Origin of the sequence: Aeoliella mucimassa, from assembly GCF_007748035.1 — a bacterium.
GTDB lineage: Bacteria > Planctomycetota > Planctomycetia > Pirellulales > Lacipirellulaceae > Aeoliella > Aeoliella mucimassa.
Genome location: NZ_CP036278.1, coordinates 3,037,946 through 3,059,805, shown reverse-complemented (window position 1 = coordinate 3,059,805; position 21,860 = coordinate 3,037,946). Strand labels below are relative to the sequence as shown.

Sequence of the window (21,860 nt, the reverse complement as noted above, 5' to 3'; positions counted from 1 at the left end):
AGGAAAGGCAAAAAAGGGAACAGCCACACCCCCTACATGGGGTACTCCGCGTGGTCTAGTGAACAGCAGAAATCGGGCGAGTACTCGGAAAAGCAGCGGACCATCAAAAGTCTCCCCAACGGGTGCGACCAGCATATTTCGCCCAGTTTATCTCACTGAAAATTGGCCAGGAGGGCAAAAACTGGCTGTTTCAGGCAAAAAACTCGCCGAAAAAAAGACTTGCATCCGACAGTGAACATCAGTATGGTATTCGTACGTACATGACAGAACGCGGTGGGGGGCCTGACTGATTGTCCCGCCATCTCTTGCGTAATACCCAACCTGTAATAGATAAAAGGAGCGGACGTATGGTCGCCACCGCAACCCCGAAGAACACTATGGCCAAGAAATCGCAAAGTAAGAAATCCAGTAAGGCCGACAGCAAGGCCAAGACTCCCAAGCTAGCCATGCTGGAAAACAGCCCCGACCTCAAAAACACCGTCGCTGCGATCGAAAAGCAGTTTGGCGATGGGGCAATTATGCCGCTCGGCATCGAAGCCGACCGCCGGATCGAAGGCATCCCGACCGGGAGCCTGTCGCTCGACATCGCTCTCGGCGGCCAGGGAATCCCCCGCGGACGTATTATCGAGGTGTTTGGCCCCGAATCGAGCGGTAAAACCACGCTCGCCCTGCATGTGGTTGCCGCCGCCCAGAAAGCGGGTGGTATCGCCGCGTTTATCGATGCCGAGCACGCCCTGGACCCGAGTTGGGCCAAGAAACTGGGGGTCGACCTCGAAACCTTGCTCGTCAGCCAACCGGGCCACGGCGAAGAGGCAATGCATATCACCGAAATGCTTATTAAGAGTAACGCGGTCGACGTGATCGTGGTCGACTCGGTAGCCGCCCTGGTTCCCAAGAAGGAACTCGACGGCGAAATCGGCGACTCCCACGTTGGTTTGCAGGCTCGTTTGATGAGCCAGTCGATGCGAAAGCTGACCGCCGCGATCGCCAAGGCGAAAACCTCCGTGATCTTCATCAATCAGATCCGCGAGAAGATCGGCGTCATGTTCGGCAGCCCCGAAACCACTCCCGGTGGTCGGGCGCTCAAATTCTACTCTTCCTGCCGTATCGATGTCCGCAAGATCGGGCAACTTAAGGACGGGGAAGAAGTGGTTGGCCAGCGAGTCCGCACCAAGGTGGTGAAAAACAAGGTAGCTCCGCCGTTCCGAGTGGCCGAATTCGACATGATGCACAAAGATGGCATCAGTTACGAAGGCGACATTTTGGATCTCGGCATGGAGCAGAAAATCGTTGCCCGCACCGGCGCATGGTTCCGCTACGGCGACATGCAGCTTGGACAGGGCAAGGAAAAGGCCCGGGCTTTCCTCAAGGAGAATTCCGATATCACCGAGGAAATCAAGGATAAGATTCTTCAGGCGGGGGGCTTTGATGACCTTCTGGCCGTCAAAAGCGACTCGGCCGTTTCGGAAGACGCGGAAGAGGACTATTCCGACGACGAATAGTCGCCCGCTCCGTGGTGCCCAAAGGGAATTGCACGTGATTGGCCTGCAAATGATGTATCGAGCAAGCTTACCGCTGGCGTTGATGGGAATCCTTCTCGCCGCGCCGGCGGTAGTGCATGCTCAGCCCTCGGATACCCAGCCTCCTGCAGCAGCGGTGCTCGCTCTGCAGGAGACCTTGGCAAACGTCATTGCACGCGTGGAACCTTGCGTGGTAGCCATCAGCCGGGCCCCTGCAGGCGACCAGCCTCAGGCTGTTTCCCCGCTGCAAATGCTCACCCCATTGCCGGCCGCGCTGTACGACGGCGCCAACTCGGAGTTCACCTCCAGCGGGGTAGGGGTGGTGATCGACCCGTCGGGGCTGATTCTCACGCAGTATTTGAGTATCCGCCCTGGGGAACGTCATCTCGTCACCACGACCGATGGACAACTGCTACCAGCAGTGATCAAAGCCGCCGATCCTCGTAGCGGCTTGGCGATCTTGCAGGTCAAAGCGACCAAACTCACCGCCATCGAGATAGGCAATGCCGAAGGTTTGCGGAAGGGGCATTTCATCGTCACCCTGGGGAACCCCGAAGCCATCATCGCCAGCGGTCAGGCTACCGCAAGTTGGGGCTCAGTGACGAACCTGGCCCAGCGAGCGACTCCTTCGACGAACTTGAATAACACCCACAGCGAGAGCGGACTCGACTACGCGACCACCCTGCATCATTTGGGAACGCTCATTCAAACCGACGCCAAGCTGAACTGGACCAGCAACGGCGGTGCGGTCGTCGACCTTTCGGGCAAACTGGTTGGCATCACCACGCACACCGGCACCCTTCCAGGGCACGAGTCCCCTGCAGGCTATGCGATTCCCATGTCGGCTCCCATTCGCCGTATTGTCGACGTACTGAAAACCGGCCAGGAAGTCGAATACGGACTGCTGGGGCTCTCCCTCTCTGGAGCCGCTCCGCCGCCAGCGGGTTCTTCCCAACCCTCGGGTGCGCTAGTGTCTAGCGTGGTTCGCGGAAGCGCCGCGTTCACCGCCGGTATCCGCCCGGGAGATCGGATTGCGGAAATCGATAGCCAACCAATTCGCGATGTCCCCGACCTGCAGCTGATCGTTAGCACGCTCCCTCCCGGGAAGCCTGTGCAAGTGAAGTACTTTCGCAACGGCGAGGCGTTCGACTCTTCCATCTCGCTTTGGAAACTCTACGTCCCCGGCGAGAAAGTCGTCACCCAAGGCCAGCGATCTTGGCGGGGGATGAAAGTCGATTACTCCACCGCTTTACCTCAGGCGTTGCTGAACCGGGCAACCATGCAGGCGTTGATCGATCCCGAAGGCTGCGTGGCCATTGTGGAGGTCGATCCAGGCAGCGCGGCCGATTCAGCAGGCATCAAGCCGGGCATGTTCGTCAGCCACGTCGCAGAGCAACGAGTCACCACGCCGGATGCGTTCTACAAAGCAGTCGCTGATGCCGACGATACCGTTTACCTGCAGTTCACGGGAAGCGATGGGGAACCAGGAGAGCAGGTTCCGGCCAACCTCAACGAGCGTTAGCCAGCCAGATAGCGGCGGCGAGCAGTGAATACAGCTAGGCTACCAACTGCCAGCAGCACGATGGCAGCAGGCTCGGGCACGCTCACGATGCTTGCGGCCAAGGTAGGCACTGCCGAAAGAGCCGTCGCACCAAGGTTGTCGCGCCACACGGTGTAGTCCGACAGATCCACCTGCCCATCCGCATTGCCATCGGCGAGCAAACCGATGCCGCTCGAACCGAATTCCGATTTCCAAAGGTCGTAATCCAGCAGGTCGACAAGGCCATCCTCGTTGTAGTCGCCGCCCGGTACGAAAGTCACACTGATCAGCTCAGCTGCAGTGCCATCGAATACGGTGACTGCAACATCTGGCGTTGTGTTCGTATCCCACACATTCCCGAGATACAAAATGTCGCCGGCGGCCATCAATCCTCCCGAACCCAGTGCGGTGGCTTCCGACAATTCGTCCACCAAGGTCGGGGGAGTTTCCAGGGGAGCCAACACAAACCAGGGACTCGCGGCATCGAAAGATCCGTCCCCGGTAACGCTGGAGTCCAGCCGCCCAGTGACGGGCAACCACTGGTCGGCCAGCAGCTCGGGCGTCGACATTTCGATGCTGTAGCCTACCAAGCTGATGTCGGTCTCGCCGATATTCGACAAGCGAAACTCACCAGTCGTCAAACGAATGGTGGCCGCCAATTCCGCGCTGGCGGCTCTGCAAAAGGAACCGCAACAAGCGAATAGCGCAATGAGGATCAGGCGATTGCGAACTGATGGAAACGTCATACGGATGCGAAACTGGAGGAACTCGAATGGAAGCCGATCCCGAGATCCTCAGTATAAAGTGCGAGACCTAAGTTGGCGACTATTTTGAGCTTAGGTAATTTCTCAGGTTGGAGTGGTGTCAATTGTGAGGACAAAACCGGCCTGCTGGCTGCACTTTACCGCGGGTTTCCGCGGGGATCGACCTGGTGGAACCTGTTGTTGGTCGTGTCGTAAGCAGTGAGGTACTTTCCGCCGCAGCAATAGGTGTCGATGCAAACCAGATAGTCGAGGTCCAGAACGTCCCCTTTTTTCTGTGCGGTGTGTCCGACGACGGCCGTCTTGCCACTCTTGTGGGGGTCGGGAAGCCGTTCGCGAAGCGATTGCCACCGCTGGTATCCCCACTCCTGCTTGCGAAGCGGCATTTTGGGATCGTAATTACCGTGGGCGAAGAAGTAAGAGCTAGTCGACCAATAATCTCCCCAGGTGCGAAGATAGAGTAGGTGGTCGCGCGGCAGCTGCTGGGCCTCGGCAATGTTGTACGATTCCAGCGTCTGCTGACCTCCAACATGCCGCCAGGGTTCGGTGGTATTCGGGCGATCGACTGCCGCCAGCAGCATTTCTTCGTGGTTTCCAAGAATCGGCACCACGGTGCATTGATCTTCGAGCTCAATCATGCGGTCGATCACACCCCGGCTATCGGGTCCCCGATCGATGCAATCGCCAAGTACAATTAGGGTATCGTCGGCCGCAGGCTCGATGAGCGTAAGCAAGCCGTTGAATGCCGCGGCGCAACCATGAATATCGCCGATGGCAATCATGCGTCCTGGCATTGCAAGCTGACTCCTTCAGATGACAGAAACGAAATATTCTGCACCAGAACAGTTAGCCTGGCAACAGCCCGTAGCAGAGTTCGCCTACCTCTGCTTCGTTGACAGTAGATGATAGAGCGTTACGATGTTATAAATCCATGAATAAATAGTAGTTACGCCTTGATGCGTTGCCGGCGTAGCGTTGCTTTGATAGGAGCCATCAGCCGAAATGCCCGATCCGATTACCCAGTTAGAGTTTGCTCGTCGCGGGGATATCACCCCCGAAATGGAGTATGTCGCCCGCAAAGAGAATGTCGCAGCGGAACTCATCCGCGACGAAACCGCGGCAGGTCGGATGGTGATTCCGGCCAACACCGTGCATTTGGCGGGTCGACTCGAGCCGATGGGCATCGGCATCGCGGCAAAGTGCAAAGTCAATGCGAACATCGGCAATTCGGCCGTGACGAGTTGCATTGAAGGCGAGATCGAAAAACTCCACCTGGCGGTCCACTACGGGGCCGACACGGTCATGGATCTCTCGACCGGCAAGAACATCGACGAGATTCGCAAAGCGATTATCGCTGCCTCGCCTGTGCCGATCGGCACGGTGCCCATCTACCAGATGCTCGAAGAGCTCGGCGGCGAAATCGAAGAGATGAAGCCGCAGAACTTCCTCGACATGGTCGAACACCAGGCCAAACAAGGTGTCGACTACATGACCGTGCACTGCGGCGTGAAAATCGAGCACCTCACGTACGCGATGAATCGGGTAACCGGCATCGTTAGTCGAGGTGGTTCGCTGATTGCAAAGTGGATGATGGCCCATCGCAAGCAGAACCCGCTCTACGAGTCGTTCGACGACCTTTGCGACATCATGCGTCAGTACGATGTCACCTGGAGCCTGGGCGATGGTTTGCGTCCTGGCAGCATTGCCGATGCCAGCGACACCGCTCAATTTGCTGAGCTCGACGTGCTCGGTGAGCTGACCATGCGGGGCCGCGAACGTGGCACGCAGGTCATGGTCGAAGGCCCTGGTCACGTGCCGATGGATCAGATTCAGATGAACATCGAACGGCAAATCGAAGTATGCGATGGGGCTCCCTTCTATGTGTTGGGCCCACTCGTTACCGACATTGCCCCTGGCTACGACCACATTACCAGCGGCATCGGTGCTGCGATCGCTGGCTGGTCGGGTGCTGCGATGCTGTGCTACGTGACACCCAAGGAACACCTGGGACTGCCAGAACCCGAGGACGTAAAGCAGGGGATGGTTGCTTACAAGATTGCCGCCCATGCGGCCGACATCGCTCGCCATCGCCCCGGTGCCCGCGATCGTGACGACGCCTTGTCGAAAGCACGCTTCGAGTTCGACTGGAACGAACAGTTCCGCTTGGCACTCGATCCCGAAACCGCCCGTGCTTACCACGACCAAACGTTGCCGCAAGACACCTTCAAGAGTGCTCAGTTCTGCAGCATGTGTGGTCCGAAGTATTGCTCGATGAAGATCACCCAAGATATTCAGAACATGGCCAATGCTGGCGAGCTTCCCGACGGTGAACAACTGGTTCAGATCGAAGCGAACTAAGGCTCCGATCGCTTCGTTCACGCTGGGATTATCAGCACCGTTTTCCGTCAGTCCGAAGGAATAGTTCACATGCGCACGTTTCTAGCAATAGCATTGTTGGCCGCGATGGTTGGTTGTCAGGAGATGAATCCAACGTCGTCCAGCCGAGATTCCAAGTCGGGTAGAATTGTTAAAGTAAGCGAGACCATGGCCCTCGCTTCGGCAGATGCAAAACCAACGCTGGCCGATTTCAACAAGCAGGAACTGCCCACCGTGGAGTTCGATGTGCCAGGACTGCATTGCGTAGCCTGCTCGCAGTCGGCCTGCAGAATGCTGCTGGACATGGAAGGGGTGAAGGAAGTCAAGGCAGATGCGGCAGCCAAGAAGGTATTGGTGGTCTACGACCAAGCCACCTTCGATTCCGAAACCGCTCGACAAACGCTGAGCGATACGTTCCCTGATCCCGAAGAGTCGGATGCCGAAGAAGCTGCTGAGACGACTGAAGAGAACGATACTTCCGACGAAGAAGCCGCTGTTCCACCTGCAGTAGAAGCCGCCGAGGAGCAGGCAGCAGAAAACGCGGATGCAGCAAAAGCTCCCGAAGAAGCGGAAGAGGGCACCGAATAGCCTTTGTTTCCTCCCCGCTCAATCGTCGCTAAGTTGCCGCTCTTCTGGTCGGTAGAACAGGGCAATCGGCAACATCATCAAGGCGGTCACCACAAACGTTAAGTTACGTGGCCAGTCGGCTGCTTCGAGCACCTTGATGACGATCATAAAGATCACTCCACCCAGGATGATGCCGATGAAATTGCATTGGTTCATCACTGCAATCATCCGCCCTTTATCTTCCGGCGGCGGCAGCACCTGCAGCGATACCTGAATCGGCACGACGAACATGCCGGTAAAGAACCCTAGCAGTACCAACACTGGAATACTGCCTGCAAAGCCCAGCAGGTGATGTTTAGGTCCGCCGGGAATGGCGAGCAGGATCAAGCAAACCACCATCCCGATGGCCCCGGTCGAGACCACGCGAGGGTTAATGCTGTTCTTCGACAGCAGCCCGCCGACGACGCACCCGATGGGAATACCAACAGCCATCATTGCGGCCAACACACTGGTCCAGGTGTTATTCAGCCCGAGCTGTGTCTTGCCCAGGGAATTCACCCCTTGCTGCACCACGCTTCCTAGCATCCAGAAGGTGCTGGTCACCAACAGCGCGAGCATGATCTGACGATTCCGCAGCACCAAACGAACAATGTCGCCAGGCACGAAGAGGTCTTGCATTCTTAAAGGAGTGCCGGGTGTCGCAGCAGGGACGCGCCAGACCATTAGCGAGGTGAGCGTGCCGATCACGGCAATGCCGACGCAGATGCCAGAGCCTCGCCAGACGCCGGCGGCCGCCTGCTCGCGGGGAACTCCTTCTTGGATCAGCAATCCGGCGAGCCCCATCCCAAAGATGATGGCGATGAACGTAAACATCAAAAAGATGCCATTTGCGCGAGGCAAATCCCGGGCCCGTATCGCTTCGGGCAGAATGCCATACTTCGGTGGTCCAAAAAAAGCACTTTGCACGCCCATCAGAAATAGCACGACGAGCATGCCATTGAAGCCGATCACGTTGTAATAGAAAAAGCCAACCATGCCGGCGACCATCACCACGACTTCGGCCACCTTCGAAGCGATGATCAGCGATCGTTTGCTCGTGCGGTCCGCAAGCCAGCCAGCGACGCCTGAAAAAATAAGGAACGAGGCCGCAAACACAATCGTGGCTTCCGCCTGGCGATCGCCGCTAGTGTCGACAGCATTCTTCACCAGCGTGGGAGTGGCCAGCAACAGCAACAACTGCTTGAACAGATTGTCGTTGAATGCCCCCATGAACTGAGTGATTGCCATCCCCCAGAAACAACGATCGGCAAGCAACTCGGGCTGGTTAGCGTGTGAGTGGGTCCCCTCTGCGGCCGCGGGACTCGAAGGCGCAGGGTCGCTCGCCTGAGGTGCTGAGTAGGGATTATCTTCAGTTGGCTGGTCGGTGTTCATACCGGCGATTATGGACCGCCCAACGAATCTGGGGCAAGGTCACCTGTCGCGCTCGGGAAATCCAGCTCGATGCTCAATCCGTTCCAACACTTCTGGCAACGGATATTTGATGATCGGCAGGTCGAGTTTGATGACCTCTCGCAACCGCTCCCATCCGCGAGTTACCAAGCGTTCTCTTTCCAAAGCGAACGCTTCGTCGAGCAGGCGTTTATCAAAATCCCCTTCCACGACGACCGGTTCAAAATCGGGGTGAACGATAAACTGGGCCAACGTGGGATTGCACCGCAGGTGCCGCTCCTGCTGCGTGTGCAGCACTTCGGGATCAATCAGCCCGATCACGTAACGCAAGTACAGATCGCTATCCGTGATCTTGGCGACATCGTTGCCACAAACCTCGCACAAATAGCCTTCGTCGCACTTCGCCATATCGTGTCAGCTGGTTAGGCACCAATCGAGTTGAGTCCCAGCACATCCTGCATATTGTACAGGCCGGCGGCTTTGCCCTTGAGCCAAGCGGCTGCCTGGAAGGCTCCCTGGGCGTAGCAGTCGCGATTCGTCGCGGCAACTCGCAATTCGATCGTCTCGCCGAGCAAGCCGAACACGATGGTGTGTTCGCCAGGATTGTCGCCGGTACGGATCGCATGGTAGCCAATCTCGTCGTGGGGTCTCGCCCCTGGACGGCCCGAGCGACCATGCTGCTCGTTCGATTGGCCCATCGCTTGCGATACGATCTTCCCGAACGCCAGGGCGGTGCCGCTGGGCGAGTCTTCTTTGAAACGATGATGGCGTTCCAAGATTTCGACATCCGCCCCGGTGGGATGATCCTTCAGCGCGGTTGCAGCGATTTCCGTGAGCTTCATGGTCAGGTTCACCGCGGTGCTCATGCTGGCCGCCTTGACAATCGGAATCGTCTGGCTGGCCTCGGCAATCGCTGCTTCCTGCTGCGGACTGAGTCCGGTTGTCGCAAACACCAACGGAAACCCTCGGGCAACACACTCAGCGATCAGGGCGTCGGTCGCTTCGGGCACCGAGAAGTCGATCACCGCATCAACCGCCTCGGGCCACTCGGCAGAAAGCGGAACACCAATGTCGCCGACGCCCGCCAGCGTTCCGGCGTCTTGGCCGCACTTGGGGTTCTTTCCCGAATCGATCGCGGCAACCACGTCGATACCGTCGGCTGCTGTACCCAGGGCGATGAGTCGATGTCCCATCCGCCCACCCGCTCCGTGGATGGCTACTTTTGTTGTCATCAAGCTTGCTTGTTTTCTAGCTGTTGAGTTGAATGGATCGCACGATCGCGTCCAGATCGTTTTCTACCTGAACCGCACGGTTAGCGAAGGCCGCACGACTTACGCCGCGGCTGCCTAACACGCGGTCGAATTCCTTCTGGTCACTCGTATGATAAGCAACCGTCGCTGTGGGATCTTTGAGTTGATGCCCGGTGAGAATGCATACCACGCGTTCACTGGGATCGATGATGCCTTCTTCCCGCAGCATTTTCGCTCCGGCCACGCTGGCCGCACTGGCGGGCTCGCACCCCAAACCACTCATGCCGACTTGGGCCTTGGCATCGAGTATCTGTTGGTCGGTGACTTCTCGCACCACGCCATCCATGCACTCCAATCCACGCAGGCATTTGAACAAATTCACCGGGCGATTGATTTCGATTGCGCTGGCAATCGTATCGGCTCGCAGGTGAGCCGCGTCGAGTTCCGCGTAGTAGGTATCCATCACCTCCGAGTTTGGCTTCCCTTGGTTCCAGCGAAGCCCGCGATTTTCGACCAACTCGTAGAGCGTATCAGCTCCCTTAGCGTTAATAATCGCCAGACGCGGGATGCGATCGACTAAGCCAAGCTCTTTGAGTTCGTGGAACGCCTTGGCAAACGAACTGCTGTTACCAAGATTGCCACCGGGTACGACGATCCAATCGGGCACTTCCCAGTTCAGGCTCTCGAGTACCCGGAACATGATGGTCTTCTGGCCTTCGAGCCGGAAGGGATTCACGCTGTTGACCAGATAGATTCCCAGCCGACTGCTGATCTCGCGCACTCGCTGCATGGCGTCGTCGAAGTCGCCGGCAATCTGAATGGTGAGGGCGCCGTAGTCGAGCGCTTGCGACAATTTACCGTAACTGATTTTGCCGGAGCCGATGAAGATTACCGCCTGCATCAGCTTGCTAACGCAGCAGTAGAGGGCGAGTGACGCACTCGTGTTGCCCGTCGAAGCACAAGCCGCCCGCTTAGCGCCAATGGTGTGGGCGTGCGTGAATGCGGCGGTCATGCCATTGTCTTTGAAGCTGCCCGAGGGGTTCATACCCTCGTATTCAAGAAACAACTGTCCAGGCTTCATGCCGACAAACGAGCCGACTCCTTCGGAGGCCATCAGCGGGGTTTGCCCTTCGCCGATGGTGACTACCTTTTCGGGATCGGCAAACGGCAAAAGTTCGTGAAACCGCCACACGCCACTACGACAGAGCGGTTCGTTCCGTCGCATCCATTTTGCCTCGAACTCACGAAGCTTTTTGGGAACCGGCAGCGAATCCCACTGGTAGACGATATCGAGCAGTGAGCCGCATTTGTCGCAACTAGTGCGCACCTCGCCCACGTCGTAGGTCTCGCCACAATGAGGCATGATGCACTGCTGATAGGCAAGGTCGGTCTTGGTAGCGACAGTCGACACGGCGGCTGGCTCCTGGCGATAAATTGCGGGCCGCACAGTGGTGATTAACCCCTTTGCGGAGGGCTGATCGAAGCATTTCGAATCGCCCTAACTTAAAACAGGTAAACAAGTTAACACAATTGTAGTGTTCTATCTAGCACTAGGCAACTAAGATGCTATCCCTATCCGGAGGGGGTCATTTCGTAGACTTGTAACGGTTTTCCGGTTAGCATGGAGAATCTGTAATCTACTCCTCTTTGAGCCCCGGAAGGTAGCCAGGCGATTACCACTGGAGATTCTTGATGAAGAAAGCCGACATGCAGGTTTACAAGCAACGCCTCCTTGCACTTCGTGCTCGCCTGCGTGGCGATGTTTCGGCGATGGCTGACGCTGCTCTGCGAAAATCTGGTCTGGAAGGCGATAACTCCTCGATGCCGATTCATATGGCTGAGCTTGGAAGTGAAAACTACGAGCAGGAGTTCACCCTCAGTCTGGTTGCTACGGAAGAAGATACGTTGCAACAGATCGACGCCGCGATCAGTCGTGTCGACCAAGGGACCTTCGGCAAGTGCGTGGAATGCGATGGCGTGATCCCAAAGACACGCCTGAATGCCATCCCGTTCGCTCCGATGTGTATCAAATGTGCCGAGAAGTTCGAATCGTAGGCTTTGTTGGGCCGTAGCGATTGGACTCCATCGATTCGCAGGCATGGTGTAGAATCGCCTGCTCGACTCAATAAGTGTCTCACCTGAGGACATCGGATGTCCAACTCGACAAACAAGGCGGAATCTTCTCCATACTCTGCTCCCCAAGCGACAGAGCAGGGGGGGGAGTACCCACGCTCAAGAATTGCACTGTTCGTTCTGCCTGCAATTGTTGGACTCATCGCCGATTTGTGGAGCAAGTGGTTTTTCTTTAGCCAGAGCGATCTACGCGCTGGTGTCATCTGGTGGGTACTGCCCGACTATGCTGGAGTTCAATTGAGCCTGAACGAAGGCGCTTTGTTCGGTCTTGGTCAGGGCTATGTGTGGCTGTTTGCAATATTCGGCATCGTCGCTGCAGCAGGATTACCTGTGTGGTTGTTCCGTTATGGTGCTGCGTGTGACTTTTGGATTACTCTGGCGCTTGGTTTCGTGATGGCCGGCATCCTTGGCAATCTTTACGACCGCGTCGCATTGCATGGTGAGACGTGGTTCTTCGACCCCGCACGCCAAAGTGAAACAGCTTACGCGGTGCGCGACTGGATACTTCTGCAGTGGGGCCCCAACTATCGCTGGCCCAACTTCAATATTGCAGATTCACTACTTGTTGTCGGGGCAGGAATTGTCCTCTTGCGCGCAATGTTTGATCAATCAATGCAACAGAGCGACACCAAGACTTCGGTAGCTACTGAAAAGAAGAACTAATAAAGCTAGTTGCGACTCAGTCTTAAGAAGACAGCTCAGAATGTCGACTCGCAACAAGCAACGAAGGCTTATACTTCAGTACGATACTAGAGTATATCCACGACTGCAGTTTTTACCTATTCACTACGCTCTTCAGTAGTTTTTTTATTACTTTCCGGATCGATTCTGAGAAAAATGCGGTAAAGTGAATCGGCGTTTTCAACGATTACCCGTATACTATGTCATGATTGAGTGCTGAGTAGGAAATTAGCATTCAACTCACTTTTCCAAACGCCTTACGATTTGAACGAATCGATACCATGGAGTAAGGCGGCAACAGGCCTGGGGGGGGCAGCGGTTCAGCTCGCATTCCGTACTACTGCTGGACGAAGGAGGTTGCGATGAGAGTTTCGAGATCCATGGCTTACGCCATTCAAGCGCTCGTACAGTTGGCTACAGCCGACTCGAAGTTACCGATTCCGTGTAATCTGCTGGCTCGTCAGGGCCAGATGCCAGAACGATTTCTGCTACAGATTCTCCGCGCATTGGTAAAGAACGACTTGCTCAAATCGATCCGAGGGGTCGATGGTGGATACATTCTGGCTAAGTCAGCCGATGAGATTACCCTGCTGGATGTCTACGAGGCATTTGATCGCCCGATCATTCCCAGTATTCCACCACTTCCTTCGTTAAGTGATCACGCGCGAAGCAAAATGTCGCAACGCATGAATAGCGTTGCCGGCATTGTGCAACGCGAGCTATCGCAAACAACGATCGCCGATTTGTTGGAACCTAAGACGGAAGATTCTGATCAAGAATGCTTGAATCAGGAGGCTCCGACCGCAAATCCATCAGTTACTGGGCCGCCGTCTTGCGACCACTAGTACCGATGGCAATGTGAGTTCCTTCCAGCAGAAGTCGCACATCCACCGCATAGCCTCGTTCGCGCACCGCGCTGACGATCTTGCGGTAGTCCTTAATCCCATCCGGCAGCACCCACAACACAACTGCCGTGTTGTGCGCGCTGTACGGGCGGAGGGCTTGGTCGATTAGGTCTCCTGGCTGGAGCGCTTGCTCGGCTTCTACCCCTATGGGTGTAAAGAGTGGGCGAAGTTCTGCAAACACCTCGTGCTGGGTGGTGCGAGTTCCCATTGGACTAACATCACTGAAGGCTTGCTGCACTGCGTACAACAGCTCGAATCCATCGGCAGGCCCGATACGCGCAACACCATTTCCACGATTGAGATCGCGCAAGCGCGTTTGGGGAGAGACCGATTCAAGCATTTTGACAAGCTTATCTAGCGGGGCAACAGCAATGCGTCCCTCGCCGAGCCGTAGGTGGACGGTCTCTTCGATATTGCGGCGCACGATAGGAGTGGGGGTATTCACCAGAGTCGCTGGTTGCATAGATGCCGTGGTCAGGCCCACTTTTTTCAACATCAGCTGATGCGCTTTGGAGTCGAGGGCAGCTAGTTCCTCTCGAATTTCGAGGCGTTCCGCGCTTTGCTCATCCAGTTGTTGCTTGTGCTTTTCGTACTCTTGCTCCAGCGCGATCGCATAGGTAGTAACGAGCAACCGCTCATCTTCGCTGGTTTCAAGCTGCTGATCCACCTTCGCGAGCGACTGTGCTAAATCCGCCACTTCACGGGCAGAAGCTGCTACCTCCTTCTCAATTTCCTCAACCTGTTCTTCCTCTAGTAACTCCACAGGCTCTTGCTGAGTTTCGGCTACCGTTTCCGAAGCATGCTGAGGCTGGCTGGCCGCACGCACGCCGACCACCAACACTAATAGAATGAGAATACCTACGATGTTGGCCACGATGTCGAGGAACGAATCTTCAACACCGTTGCTGCCTGCCTGATCGTCATTTCTGCGGCGTGCCATAGATGCTACCTGATAGAAGTCGATTGGTTCGTCGCAGCGATCTGTACCTCGATACCACCTTGTCGCAGGGCGCGGGCCAGACTTGCGGCCATCTGACTGCCATCCGGCGTGACGGTCATCTTCAGCACCGGCTTCCAGTAGGTCCCCTGACCGGCCATGCCCCAATCGGCCACTTCGTCGCTAATAGCCTTGGCAATGCTGGTCGCGGCCAAACGGGGATTAGCATCCAGCGGTATGGTGCGGTCGGTTGCTCCCGGCGACAATTTGCTTGAGATCACCACCAATTGTCTTGCGCTAACTTGCATGCGAATCGTGCGCGTCACCGCTACTCCGGACCCACTAGACCCCTGCTGTCGACTATTGGGAACATAGGCCGACTCGGAACCGTCTGCTGCACTCCCTCCGGCGATCGAGCTGTTGCCGGCCGCGGAACCTTCAGCATTACTGCCCGACGCTCCGTTTGAGCCCGCTTGACTCTGTCCATTGCTTTCAGCAGCTCCCGATTTATTGTTTGTTGCTGCGTCTGCCATCGCTGCGGCCATGGCAGCCTCCATGGCTTGGTTTTGGTCACCACCACTAGCCGTGGCGGAGGAGCCCTCCATGGCTGCTTTCGCAGCCCCCATGGGAGCAGAAGCCGGACTGCCTTGGCCGAGTGTGCGATACGCTGCCTGAGGGGCGTTCGCAGCCTGTGCCCCAGACTGAGCATTGAACGGCGACCAGCTTCCACCGGTGCCGCCAGTCCCGCCTGGGGTGCTGCTATTCGGCGTCCCCCCTTGCTCAATGGCTTGCGCTAATAAGTTAGGGTTGATGCCCGAAGACTGCGGTGCACCGCCAACTGGACTCTGGCCGCCAGCCCCGATGATTCCTTGCCCGACTAAGCGGCCCTGCTGGATGCGATCGATAATACTCTCACTGGGAGCCAGCGAAGCGACGGCGCCTTCGCCGTAGTTGCGTGGAGCTCCCTCTCTCCGCCTCGCCATACGTTTCCGTGCCAGGTCGACTGCTGCGCCAATCTCATCCGTTAGACCGGGATCTGCAGCACTGAAGTCAACTTCCCAATCCTGCTCGACGATCTCGTACCCGAACTCTTGATCCAACTCTTCCAGAAGGGTCAGTACCACAAACATGGCTCTGGTCGCGTCGGGACGAACGATCACCAACGGGTAGGGCAGCACATCACTGGCTAGCCCATTCTTTTGATAGTAGCTTTGCGCTGCACGAATGGCAGATGGCAGCGGACTCCCGCTTACGAACTCGCTGTTGAAATCCTCGGCTGTGAGCTCGATACCTTCCGGCTGGAAGATGACTCGATCGCGACGACACTCGATATAAATCGGCTGTCTTCGGACACCGCTATCGCCGTTGTAAGGGACGATGGCGAAGTTCTTTTCGCTATTCTTCACCCCTTGCTTCAGTTGCTCAATTTCGCGCTCCGTCTGGGCGATTAACTCGCGCTGACGTTGCAGCTCAAAACGTGCTTCTTCCAGGTTGTCGGTGGCTCCCGAATCGAGCGCCTGCATCTCCTCAATTTGCCGACGCAGCAACCCTAATTCCTCTTGTCTGCGGCGAACATTCTCCTCAACCTGAGCAAGTTGTTTCTGCTTGTCGGAAAGAAGCTCTTTGGTCTTCGTGCGAAACTCATCGACCTCGTCCGCCCGCGACTTCAACTTCTCCAACTTGGCACGAAGAGCGATTTGCTCTTCACTCTCGAATTGCTCAGCAACGTGTTGGGCTTCGGCTTCTTCTCCAGCAACACGCTCCTTTGCCTGATCGAGCTGCACGCTTGCCATGACCGACAGCAGCACCACCAGCACCCCCATGGTGCAAAGCAGCACAGCTAGGAAGGGGAACAGCGACGAGTCCGTCGAGTTGTCGCGTCGTGATGCGCGGCTCATGCGGCGTTATTGCTAGTGCTGCCAGTGCGGGGCGAATCGAAGTCTACATGATGCACAGTTCCCCCTTCGCGGCCCATCTTGGCACTCAGCAGCTGAATAGCGGCCGAAAGGCTCAAAAGGGTCTCTTCGAAGTTGTGCGTACGTCCTAACGTGGAAAGATTCTGGTTGAGCGTTTCTTCCAGTTGCTTTACCTGCCCGGTGGCGTCTACCACTTTCAGCAGAATATCGCCCTGACGCACCAGCTGCTCTTGCTGTTCCACCGTAGCACCCGCCGCACTGACCAGGGCCTGCTGCATTTCGCGAAGCATATTTTCGCTTTGCTTGACCAGCTTCTCCTGACGGTCGGCCGAAAGCACCATGGCTTCGCCAAGGGCGGCTTCGACTTCTGCCAGATGCTGGCGATTCTCTTGCGCCAAGGACTGTTCGCTATGGGTCAATGTTTCACCATGCTTCTGCAGGGCTTCCACCAGCAGTTCAGCCATGCGTTCCAAGCCATCTCGCAGGCGACCGATCAGTTCCGTGGTATTCTGCTGCACCGATTCGGCTTGCGACTGCACCGACAGCCCCAACACATCGACTTGCTGAGTCACGATGTCTTGCAGCGTCTTGACCTGCTCGGCAATGAGCAACTGCAGCGACTCGACCTGCTGGGCGAATACGTCGTCGAGCATTCCCAGTCGATTCACCACACCATTCTCAATGGCGTTCACATTGCGGCTAACACCGTCGTTCAGCAGGGCAATGTTCTTCTCCGTCGACGAATCCATCGCCGCCAACTGGGTGCGAAGCAATTTTTCCAGGGCTTGCGACTGTTGCGCGGAAGAACTGGTAATCGCCTGAGCGTGACGTTCCAAGCTGTCGTGAAGCGTGGTTTCCAACGACTCGTTCAGCAATTGTCCCGTTGCAGCAGTAATATCAGCCCAGTGGCGTTGGCTCTTCTCAACCGTCTCCTGCAGCACCTGCGCCTGGCGTACGGTCATCGATTCCACCGTGCGAATCACCTGCTCAGCCATCCGACGAACCGCGGCCACCTGAGGATCGCTCGCCGAACCGTACTCAAAGAAACGGCCTACCATTTCTTCTTCCGTACGTTGATCCACTTGCTCCAAGAGCTTCGATTCGTAACGCTCCACCAGAAACTTGCAGAACATCAGAGGAAGCGACAAAGCCAGCGACAATGCGGTGGTATCAAAGGCCGAAGTGAGCGGCGGAATCACTTGCTCTAGCGACTTCACGATGTTGTCGCCATCGAACGAGAGATGGCCAATCGCAGCACCGATACCGAGCACGGTGCCAAGAAAACCAAAGCTGGGAACCGCCCACAGAATGACCCGCACCAGGGAATAACCACTCGACATCCGGTCGAGGTCGACTTCTTCCAAGTGATGCAGTTGGCGCTCCAGGGTCTCTGCTGAGTCTTTGCGATGAACGTAGTCGATCGCGGCACGCAAGCGTCGGATCAGATACGTGTTTTGGTAGGTGTAGGGAACCTGATCGAGCTTCTTGAGCAATCGTGGGGCCTCGCTCGTTGGCTGGCCTCCGGCGACCGGTTTCTCGAGCAGATCGCGTTCCATGACCACCGCTTCCGGCACGAGCCCCAGCACCCGAATTGCGAGCGCAGCAAAGGCGATACAGGCCAGCGACATGGTCGCCACTTCGATCCAGTGGCTCGCGAGATAGCGATCCAACAGGTCGCTATTAATCCAGTTTTGTTGCAGCAGAGCGTAGAAGCCCATACAGGCCATGCCACCCCAGATTAGAGGGGAGCGGATTAGCCAGTCGGAAAATGAAGCTATGCGTGACACGTTCGAGCATCCTTTCTCGATAGTGACGGCGGCAGTCGTATTGTAAGTGTAGAACCCTTGCGCAGCCGACCTGCGGGCCCTCATTGGTATGATCGGTCTAATCGTTAGACTCGACCAGTAAATCCCATTATTTCAGCTTCTTCGATGCCAGCATATAGCAGTGTGCGCTAAATTACGCACGGTACGAGGCAAAACACTTTGGGGTTTCCCACAGCCGTGCCTCTAAAATAGGGAATCCAGCCTCGGCGGTCTTCTCGTAGATGACTTTGGCAATATTTTCTGCGGTGGGGTTTTCGTCGATCAGGTAGAGCGGCTCGCCCATCTCTTGCAGCACCGGAACCACCGGATCGTCTTTGCACAGGATCATGCGGTGATCCAGATTCTCATCGATCCAGGTCGCCACCACCTGCTTGATGTCGGAAAAATCGAGCACCATGCCCCGATCATCCAGAGTCGGAGCTTCGATCGTAATAATCGCTTTGCCATTATGGCCGTGCAAATGCTTGCATTTTCCGTCGTAATTCAACAGGCGGTGGCCGTAGCAGAAGTCGATTTCTCGTGTCACTTGGAACATAGACAGGGCTCAGCGTTAGAGGGTGCCGATTCAAATACAGAGATAATGTATAGCGAAAGCTCGTCGATGCCCACTCGCTAGCATCCAACCGCGATTCCCAGTAGCTTGGGTCTCATCAAAGCCTTCTCACATGCCGAATAGGTCATTATTCCCCTATCCGGAAGGGATCGGGCACCTTGCCAATAGTGCCTCAGGCCCCGATATTGAAGCTTTGTCACGACCGGTCTATTGCCCCAGCGGTGATCGTACCGTCGGACCGCCAGTTTTTCGATCCATATTGCCACTTGCCAGCCTCGACCTATGTCCAACAGCGCTCCACGTCTTAAAAAACTGCGAAAACTGCTCCGCAAGGCTGGCACGGACGCACTGCTGGTCACCAATCATTATAACGCGACCTATTTGTCGGGTTTCACCGGTGAAGATAGCTACCTGCTGGTCACGCAAGACGACGAAACCCTGATTACCGACCAGCGGTTCACGCTGCATTTGGCCGATGAATGCCCGGACCTTCCATTGGTCATCCGCGGCCCCGGGCAACAGATGCTGCCAACCGTAGGCGAACTGATTGTCGAGAAAGGCATCGAGCGGCTGGGAATCGAAGGGGCGTCGATGACCATTGCAACCCAACAGGCGGTTGCAGAGCATGTACCCGACGTCAGTTTTGTGGTGACAAACGGGCTGGTGGAAGAATTGCGGACGGTCAAAGACAAGAGCGAAATCGACGCCACACGCCTGGCGTGCCAGCAGGCAGCCAAGGCCTTTATGGCCGCCCGCGCGCTGATTCGCCAGGAGTCGACCGAAAAAGAGATTGCCGCCGAACTGGAATACCAGGCCCGCCGATTTGGGGCCAAAGGGCTTAGTTTCCCCGTGATCGTGGCCGTGGGGCAGCGAGCCGCATTGCCACATGCTCAACCGACCGACAAGCGGGTGAGTGAGAGCGATTTCACCTTGATTGACTGGGGAGCCAACTCGGGGCTGTACCTCAGCGACTTGACGCGTATGGTGGTCACCGGTAGACTCTCGCCCAAATTCAAAAAAGTGTACCAAGTGGTTTTGGAAGCACAACTTAAGGCGATCGAAGCCATCAAGCCGGGTGCCTCTTGTGCAGAGATCGACAAGGTCGCCCGCGACCATATTGATGCCGCTGGATACGGCAAGTACTTTGGGCACGGACTCGGCCACGGAACCGGCTTGGAGATTCACGAAGCCCCTCGCCTGGGAAGTAACCAGGGCGAAGTGCTGCTGGAACCAGGCATGATCGTGACCGTCGAGCCAGGTATCTACCTCCCTGAGTGGGGTGGTATTCGAATTGAAGACGATGTGCTGGTCACCAAGGCCGGCCATGAAGTATTGACTGATGTTCCCAAGCAGCTCGAAGACTGCTGCTTGAGTTAACCAACTAGATAAACGTTGTGTCGACCTTTGATAGTCGGCCAGGGCGGTGGAGCAAGACATGGGAAAAGAAGGTTCTGGTAATCACGCCAACAGCGACGTTTTCGACGTCCGCCGAGTTCGTCGCCTCGTGGAATTGATGAATGAACACGATCTGTCGGAGATCGATCTCCGACAGGCCGATCAGCGGATTTGCCTGCGTAAGGGTGGTGACACCATCGTGAGCGCGATGCCGGCTCCGCAGATGATGGCCGCACCTGCTGCCGCGGCCCCGGCCGCGCCGGCCGACGCCCCTGCGGCTGCTCCCGCAGCAGCAGAGATCACTGGCAAAGTGATCAAGAGCCCCATCGTCGGTACGTTCTACGCCTCGCCGAGTCCCGATGCCGCACCATTCGTGAAGGTGGGCGACCAGATTGGTCCCGACACCACCGTGTGCATAGTGGAAGCCATGAAGGTATTCAACGAAGTTCCCGCCGAATGTGCTGGCAAGATCACCGCTGTGCTCGTTGAATCGGGCGACGCGGTGGAATACGGCCAGCCATTGTTCAAGGTCGAGTAGACGCATCCGCCCCCACTGGCTGCGTAGCTAACGCTTTTATCCACTTACTTTCTCTACTCCGATCGCCGCGATGTATCAACGTATTCTTGTTGCCAACCGAGGTGAAATCGCACTGCGGATTATCCGTGCGTGTCGAGAACTGGGCATCGAAACCGTTGCTGTTTACAGCGCGGGCGACGAAGGGGCTCACTACCTGGACTTGGCGGACGAAGCTTTTTGCATTGGCCCTGCGAAGTCGGCCGATAGCTACCTTAAGATCGCCAGCGTCATCAGTGCAGCCGAGGTCGGCAACGTACAAGCGATTCACCCCGGCTACGGATTCTTGGCCGAGAACGCTCACTTCAACGAAGTGTGTCGCAGCTGCAATATCGACTTCATCGGTCCGATGCCCGAAGCAATGTCGCAACTCGGCGATAAGAACGCCGCCCGCGATTTGGCCCGCCGAGCCAATGTACCGGTCGTGCCTGGTAGCGAAGGGGTGATCCAAAGTGAAGATGAAGCCATGCGATTCGCGCACGAGGTTGGCTTCCCCGTGCTGATCAAAGCAGTCGCAGGCGGTGGAGGTCGCGGCATGCGAGTCGCCGCGAACGATCTGTCTCTCAAATCGGCCCTGCAGCAAGCTCAGGCCGAAGCCCAAGCCGCGTTCGGCAACGGCGATGTCTATCTCGAAAAATACATCGGCCAACCACGCCATGTGGAAGTGCAGGTGATCGCCGACAACCACGGCAACGTCGCGCATCTGTGGGAACGCGACTGCTCGGTTCAACGTCGCCATCAGAAGCTGATCGAAGAGAGCCCGAGCACAAGCATCTCGAACGAGACGCGTGAAGAGATGTGCGAAGCCGCACGGCGATTGATCGCAACTGCCAACTACACTAACGCAGCGACGGTCGAGTTCATCGTCGATGGCGAAGGCAACTATTACTTCATCGAAGTAAACGCCCGCATTCAAGTGGAACACCCAGTTACCGAACTGGTCACAGGCATCGACTTGATTAAAACGCAAATTCTCGTTGCGTCGGGCGAGCCGCTGCCATTTACGCAAGACGACGTAGTGCAGCGCGGCGCTTCGATCGAATGCCGCATCAACGCGGAAGATCCCGATCGCAATTTCCAGCCATCGCCTGGCAAGATCGAACGCCTGATCGCTCCTGGTGGATTTGGAGTCCGCTGGGACTCGCATGCGCACAGTGGCTACACGGTGCCGCCACATTATGACTCGATGATCGGAAAACTGCTGGTCCACCAACCGACCCGTCAGGAGGCCATTGCATGTATGAAGCGTGCTTTGTCCGAATTGCGTGTCGATGGCATTAAGACCACAGCCAAGCTGCACCATGAGATTTTAAGCCACACGGCTTTTGTTGAAGGTCGCATCGACACGACGTTCGTCGAACGCACCTTCACGAATCTTTAACGGTTCACACCAACGCCCGGCGGGCCCTTTATTGGGCTAACCTTCACGCGGTACAATGCCGCCAAGGCGGCGTTGATTATTTTCTCACACTCTTAC

General features: G+C 56.6%; 20 protein-coding genes. 10 read left to right on the top strand and 10 right to left on the bottom strand.

Annotation, left to right across the window (positions count from 1 at the left end):
• Nucleotides 1–377 precede the first annotated feature (377 nt).
• Both recA and Pan181_RS12300 read left to right on the top strand, forming a co-directional pair.
• Nucleotides 378–1,502 (top strand): recombinase RecA, encoded by a 1,125-nt coding sequence (recA, locus tag Pan181_RS12305; RefSeq protein ID WP_197529209.1) that lies wholly within the window; start codon nt 378–380, stop codon nt 1,500–1,502.
• A gap of 34 nt (nt 1,503–1,536) precedes the next feature.
• On the top strand, nt 1,537–3,042 hold the full coding sequence (locus Pan181_RS12300) for a trypsin-like peptidase domain-containing protein (RefSeq protein WP_197529208.1): 1,506 nt from the start codon (nt 1,537–1,539) through the stop codon (nt 3,040–3,042).
• On the opposite strand, the gene Pan181_RS12295 is transcribed toward Pan181_RS12300, so the two are convergent.
• Nucleotides 3,039–3,719 carry a PEP-CTERM sorting domain-containing protein gene (locus tag Pan181_RS12295; protein ID WP_197529207.1) on the bottom strand — a complete coding sequence of 227 codons (681 nt, stop codon included), beginning with the start codon at nt 3,717–3,719 and terminating at the stop codon, nt 3,039–3,041. The genes Pan181_RS12300 and Pan181_RS12295 overlap by 4 nt on opposite strands.
• A gap of 242 nt (nt 3,720–3,961) precedes the next feature.
• Nucleotides 3,962–4,615 carry a metallophosphoesterase gene (locus Pan181_RS12290; protein WP_145247114.1) on the bottom strand — a complete coding sequence of 218 codons (654 nt, stop codon included), beginning with the start codon at nt 4,613–4,615 and terminating at the stop codon, nt 3,962–3,964.
• 220 nt (nt 4,616–4,835) lie between these two features.
• Between Pan181_RS12290 and thiC the strand changes: the two genes are divergently transcribed.
• Nucleotides 4,836–6,179 (top strand): phosphomethylpyrimidine synthase ThiC, encoded by a 1,344-nt coding sequence (gene thiC / locus Pan181_RS12285; RefSeq protein ID WP_145252180.1) that lies wholly within the window; start codon nt 4,836–4,838, stop codon nt 6,177–6,179.
• Nucleotides 6,180–6,248: 69 nt separating this feature from the next.
• Entirely contained in the window at nt 6,249–6,785 is a 537-nt protein-coding gene (locus tag Pan181_RS12280; protein ID WP_145247113.1) for a heavy-metal-associated domain-containing protein, read from the top strand.
• 18 nt (nt 6,786–6,803) lie between these two features.
• Here Pan181_RS12280 and Pan181_RS12275 read toward each other — a convergent pair whose 3' ends face one another.
• Genes Pan181_RS12275 through thrC form a run of 4 tightly spaced genes read right to left on the bottom strand, consistent with a single transcriptional unit; the run spans nt 6,804 to nt 10,874 of the window.
• Nucleotides 6,804–8,195: an MFS transporter gene (locus Pan181_RS12275; protein ID WP_145247112.1), complete on the bottom strand. Its 1,392-nt coding sequence runs from the start codon at nt 8,193–8,195 to the stop codon at nt 6,804–6,806.
• A gap of 39 nt (nt 8,196–8,234) precedes the next feature.
• Nucleotides 8,235–8,621, bottom strand: a complete 387-nt coding sequence (locus tag Pan181_RS12270) for a hypothetical protein (RefSeq protein ID WP_145247111.1) — start codon at nt 8,619–8,621, stop codon at nt 8,235–8,237.
• Nucleotides 8,622–8,635: 14 nt separating this feature from the next.
• Nucleotides 8,636–9,445 carry a 4-hydroxy-tetrahydrodipicolinate reductase gene (gene dapB / locus Pan181_RS12265; RefSeq protein ID WP_145247110.1) on the bottom strand — a complete coding sequence of 270 codons (810 nt, stop codon included), beginning with the start codon at nt 9,443–9,445 and terminating at the stop codon, nt 8,636–8,638.
• A gap of 16 nt (nt 9,446–9,461) precedes the next feature.
• Nucleotides 9,462–10,874, bottom strand: coding sequence for a threonine synthase (thrC, locus tag Pan181_RS12260; protein ID WP_231943825.1), 1,413 nt, complete (start codon nt 10,872–10,874; stop codon nt 9,462–9,464).
• A gap of 281 nt (nt 10,875–11,155) precedes the next feature.
• Here thrC and Pan181_RS12255 point away from each other — a divergent pair, with 281 nt between their 5' ends.
• The 3 genes from Pan181_RS12255 (at nt 11,156) to Pan181_RS12245 (ending at nt 13,122) form a co-directional block, all read left to right on the top strand.
• Entirely contained in the window at nt 11,156–11,518 is a 363-nt protein-coding gene (locus tag Pan181_RS12255; protein ID WP_145247109.1) for a TraR/DksA family transcriptional regulator, read from the top strand.
• 96 nt (nt 11,519–11,614) lie between these two features.
• Nucleotides 11,615–12,259, top strand: coding sequence for a signal peptidase II (locus Pan181_RS12250; RefSeq protein ID WP_145247108.1), 645 nt, complete (start codon nt 11,615–11,617; stop codon nt 12,257–12,259).
• Nucleotides 12,260–12,639: 380 nt separating this feature from the next.
• Complete coding sequence (locus Pan181_RS12245; protein ID WP_145247107.1) at nt 12,640–13,122, top strand: RrF2 family transcriptional regulator; 483 nt, start codon at nt 12,640–12,642, stop codon at nt 13,120–13,122.
• Here the strand turns inward: Pan181_RS12245 and Pan181_RS12240 are convergent.
• From Pan181_RS12240 to Pan181_RS12225, 4 genes are all read right to left on the bottom strand, one after another.
• On the bottom strand, nt 13,094–14,056 hold the full coding sequence (locus Pan181_RS12240; protein WP_145247106.1) for a hypothetical protein: 963 nt from the start codon (nt 14,054–14,056) through the stop codon (nt 13,094–13,096). The two genes, Pan181_RS12245 and Pan181_RS12240, sit on opposite strands and share 29 nt — an antisense overlap.
• 71 nt (nt 14,057–14,127) lie before the next feature.
• The gene (locus Pan181_RS12235) at nt 14,128–16,017 is read right to left on the bottom strand and encodes a hypothetical protein (RefSeq protein ID WP_145247105.1); all 1,890 of its coding nucleotides are present in this window, start codon (nt 16,015–16,017) and stop codon (nt 14,128–14,130) included.
• Entirely contained in the window at nt 16,014–17,753 is a 1,740-nt protein-coding gene (locus Pan181_RS12230; RefSeq protein ID WP_197529204.1) for a MotA/TolQ/ExbB proton channel family protein, read from the bottom strand. The genes Pan181_RS12235 and Pan181_RS12230 overlap by 4 nt, the downstream gene beginning before the upstream one ends.
• A 241-nt stretch (nt 17,754–17,994) precedes the next feature.
• Nucleotides 17,995–18,396 (bottom strand): 6-pyruvoyl trahydropterin synthase family protein, encoded by a 402-nt coding sequence (locus Pan181_RS12225; protein ID WP_145247103.1) that lies wholly within the window; start codon nt 18,394–18,396, stop codon nt 17,995–17,997.
• A gap of 300 nt (nt 18,397–18,696) precedes the next feature.
• Between Pan181_RS12225 and Pan181_RS12220 the strand changes: the two genes are divergently transcribed.
• The 3 genes from Pan181_RS12220 to accC all read left to right on the top strand — a co-directional run bounded on the left by Pan181_RS12220 (nt 18,697) and on the right by accC (nt 21,764).
• Nucleotides 18,697–19,791 carry a M24 family metallopeptidase gene (locus Pan181_RS12220; RefSeq protein ID WP_145247102.1) on the top strand — a complete coding sequence of 365 codons (1,095 nt, stop codon included), beginning with the start codon at nt 18,697–18,699 and terminating at the stop codon, nt 19,789–19,791.
• 58 nt (nt 19,792–19,849) lie between these two features.
• Complete coding sequence (gene accB, locus Pan181_RS12215; RefSeq protein WP_145247101.1) at nt 19,850–20,347, top strand: acetyl-CoA carboxylase biotin carboxyl carrier protein; 498 nt, start codon at nt 19,850–19,852, stop codon at nt 20,345–20,347.
• Nucleotides 20,348–20,417: 70 nt separating this feature from the next.
• Nucleotides 20,418–21,764: an acetyl-CoA carboxylase biotin carboxylase subunit gene (gene accC / locus Pan181_RS12210; RefSeq protein ID WP_145247100.1), complete on the top strand. Its 1,347-nt coding sequence runs from the start codon at nt 20,418–20,420 to the stop codon at nt 21,762–21,764.
• The last annotated feature ends 96 nt before the right edge of the window (nt 21,765–21,860 follow it).

Excerpts from the sequence above, each read along its gene's own strand:
- dapB (WP_145247110.1), bottom strand. The coding sequence starts at position 9,445 with ATGACAACAAAAGTAGCCATCCACGGAGCGGGTGGGCGGATGGGACAT.
- Pan181_RS12255 (WP_145247109.1), top strand. The coding sequence starts at position 11,156 with ATGAAGAAAGCCGACATGCAGGTTTACAAGCAACGCCTCCTTGCACTT.
- Pan181_RS12230 (WP_197529204.1), bottom strand. The coding sequence starts at position 17,753 with ATGGGCTTCTACGCTCTGCTGCAACAAAACTGGATTAATAGCGACCTG.
- Pan181_RS12235 (WP_145247105.1), bottom strand. The coding sequence starts at position 16,017 with ATGAGCCGCGCATCACGACGCGACAACTCGACGGACTCGTCGCTGTTC.
- recA (WP_197529209.1), top strand. The coding sequence starts at position 378 with ATGGCCAAGAAATCGCAAAGTAAGAAATCCAGTAAGGCCGACAGCAAG.
- Pan181_RS12250 (WP_145247108.1), top strand. The coding sequence starts at position 11,615 with ATGTCCAACTCGACAAACAAGGCGGAATCTTCTCCATACTCTGCTCCC.
- Pan181_RS12280 (WP_145247113.1), top strand. The coding sequence starts at position 6,249 with ATGCGCACGTTTCTAGCAATAGCATTGTTGGCCGCGATGGTTGGTTGT.
- accC (WP_145247100.1), top strand. The coding sequence starts at position 20,418 with ATGTATCAACGTATTCTTGTTGCCAACCGAGGTGAAATCGCACTGCGG.
- Pan181_RS12245 (WP_145247107.1), top strand. The coding sequence starts at position 12,640 with ATGAGAGTTTCGAGATCCATGGCTTACGCCATTCAAGCGCTCGTACAG.
- Pan181_RS12225 (WP_145247103.1), bottom strand. The coding sequence starts at position 18,396 with ATGTTCCAAGTGACACGAGAAATCGACTTCTGCTACGGCCACCGCCTG.
- Pan181_RS12275 (WP_145247112.1), bottom strand. The coding sequence starts at position 8,195 with ATGAACACCGACCAGCCAACTGAAGATAATCCCTACTCAGCACCTCAG.
- accB (WP_145247101.1), top strand. The coding sequence starts at position 19,850 with ATGGGAAAAGAAGGTTCTGGTAATCACGCCAACAGCGACGTTTTCGAC.
- Pan181_RS12270 (WP_145247111.1), bottom strand. The coding sequence starts at position 8,621 with ATGGCGAAGTGCGACGAAGGCTATTTGTGCGAGGTTTGTGGCAACGAT.
- Pan181_RS12220 (WP_145247102.1), top strand. The coding sequence starts at position 18,697 with ATGTCCAACAGCGCTCCACGTCTTAAAAAACTGCGAAAACTGCTCCGC.
- Pan181_RS12290 (WP_145247114.1), bottom strand. The coding sequence starts at position 4,615 with ATGCCAGGACGCATGATTGCCATCGGCGATATTCATGGTTGCGCCGCG.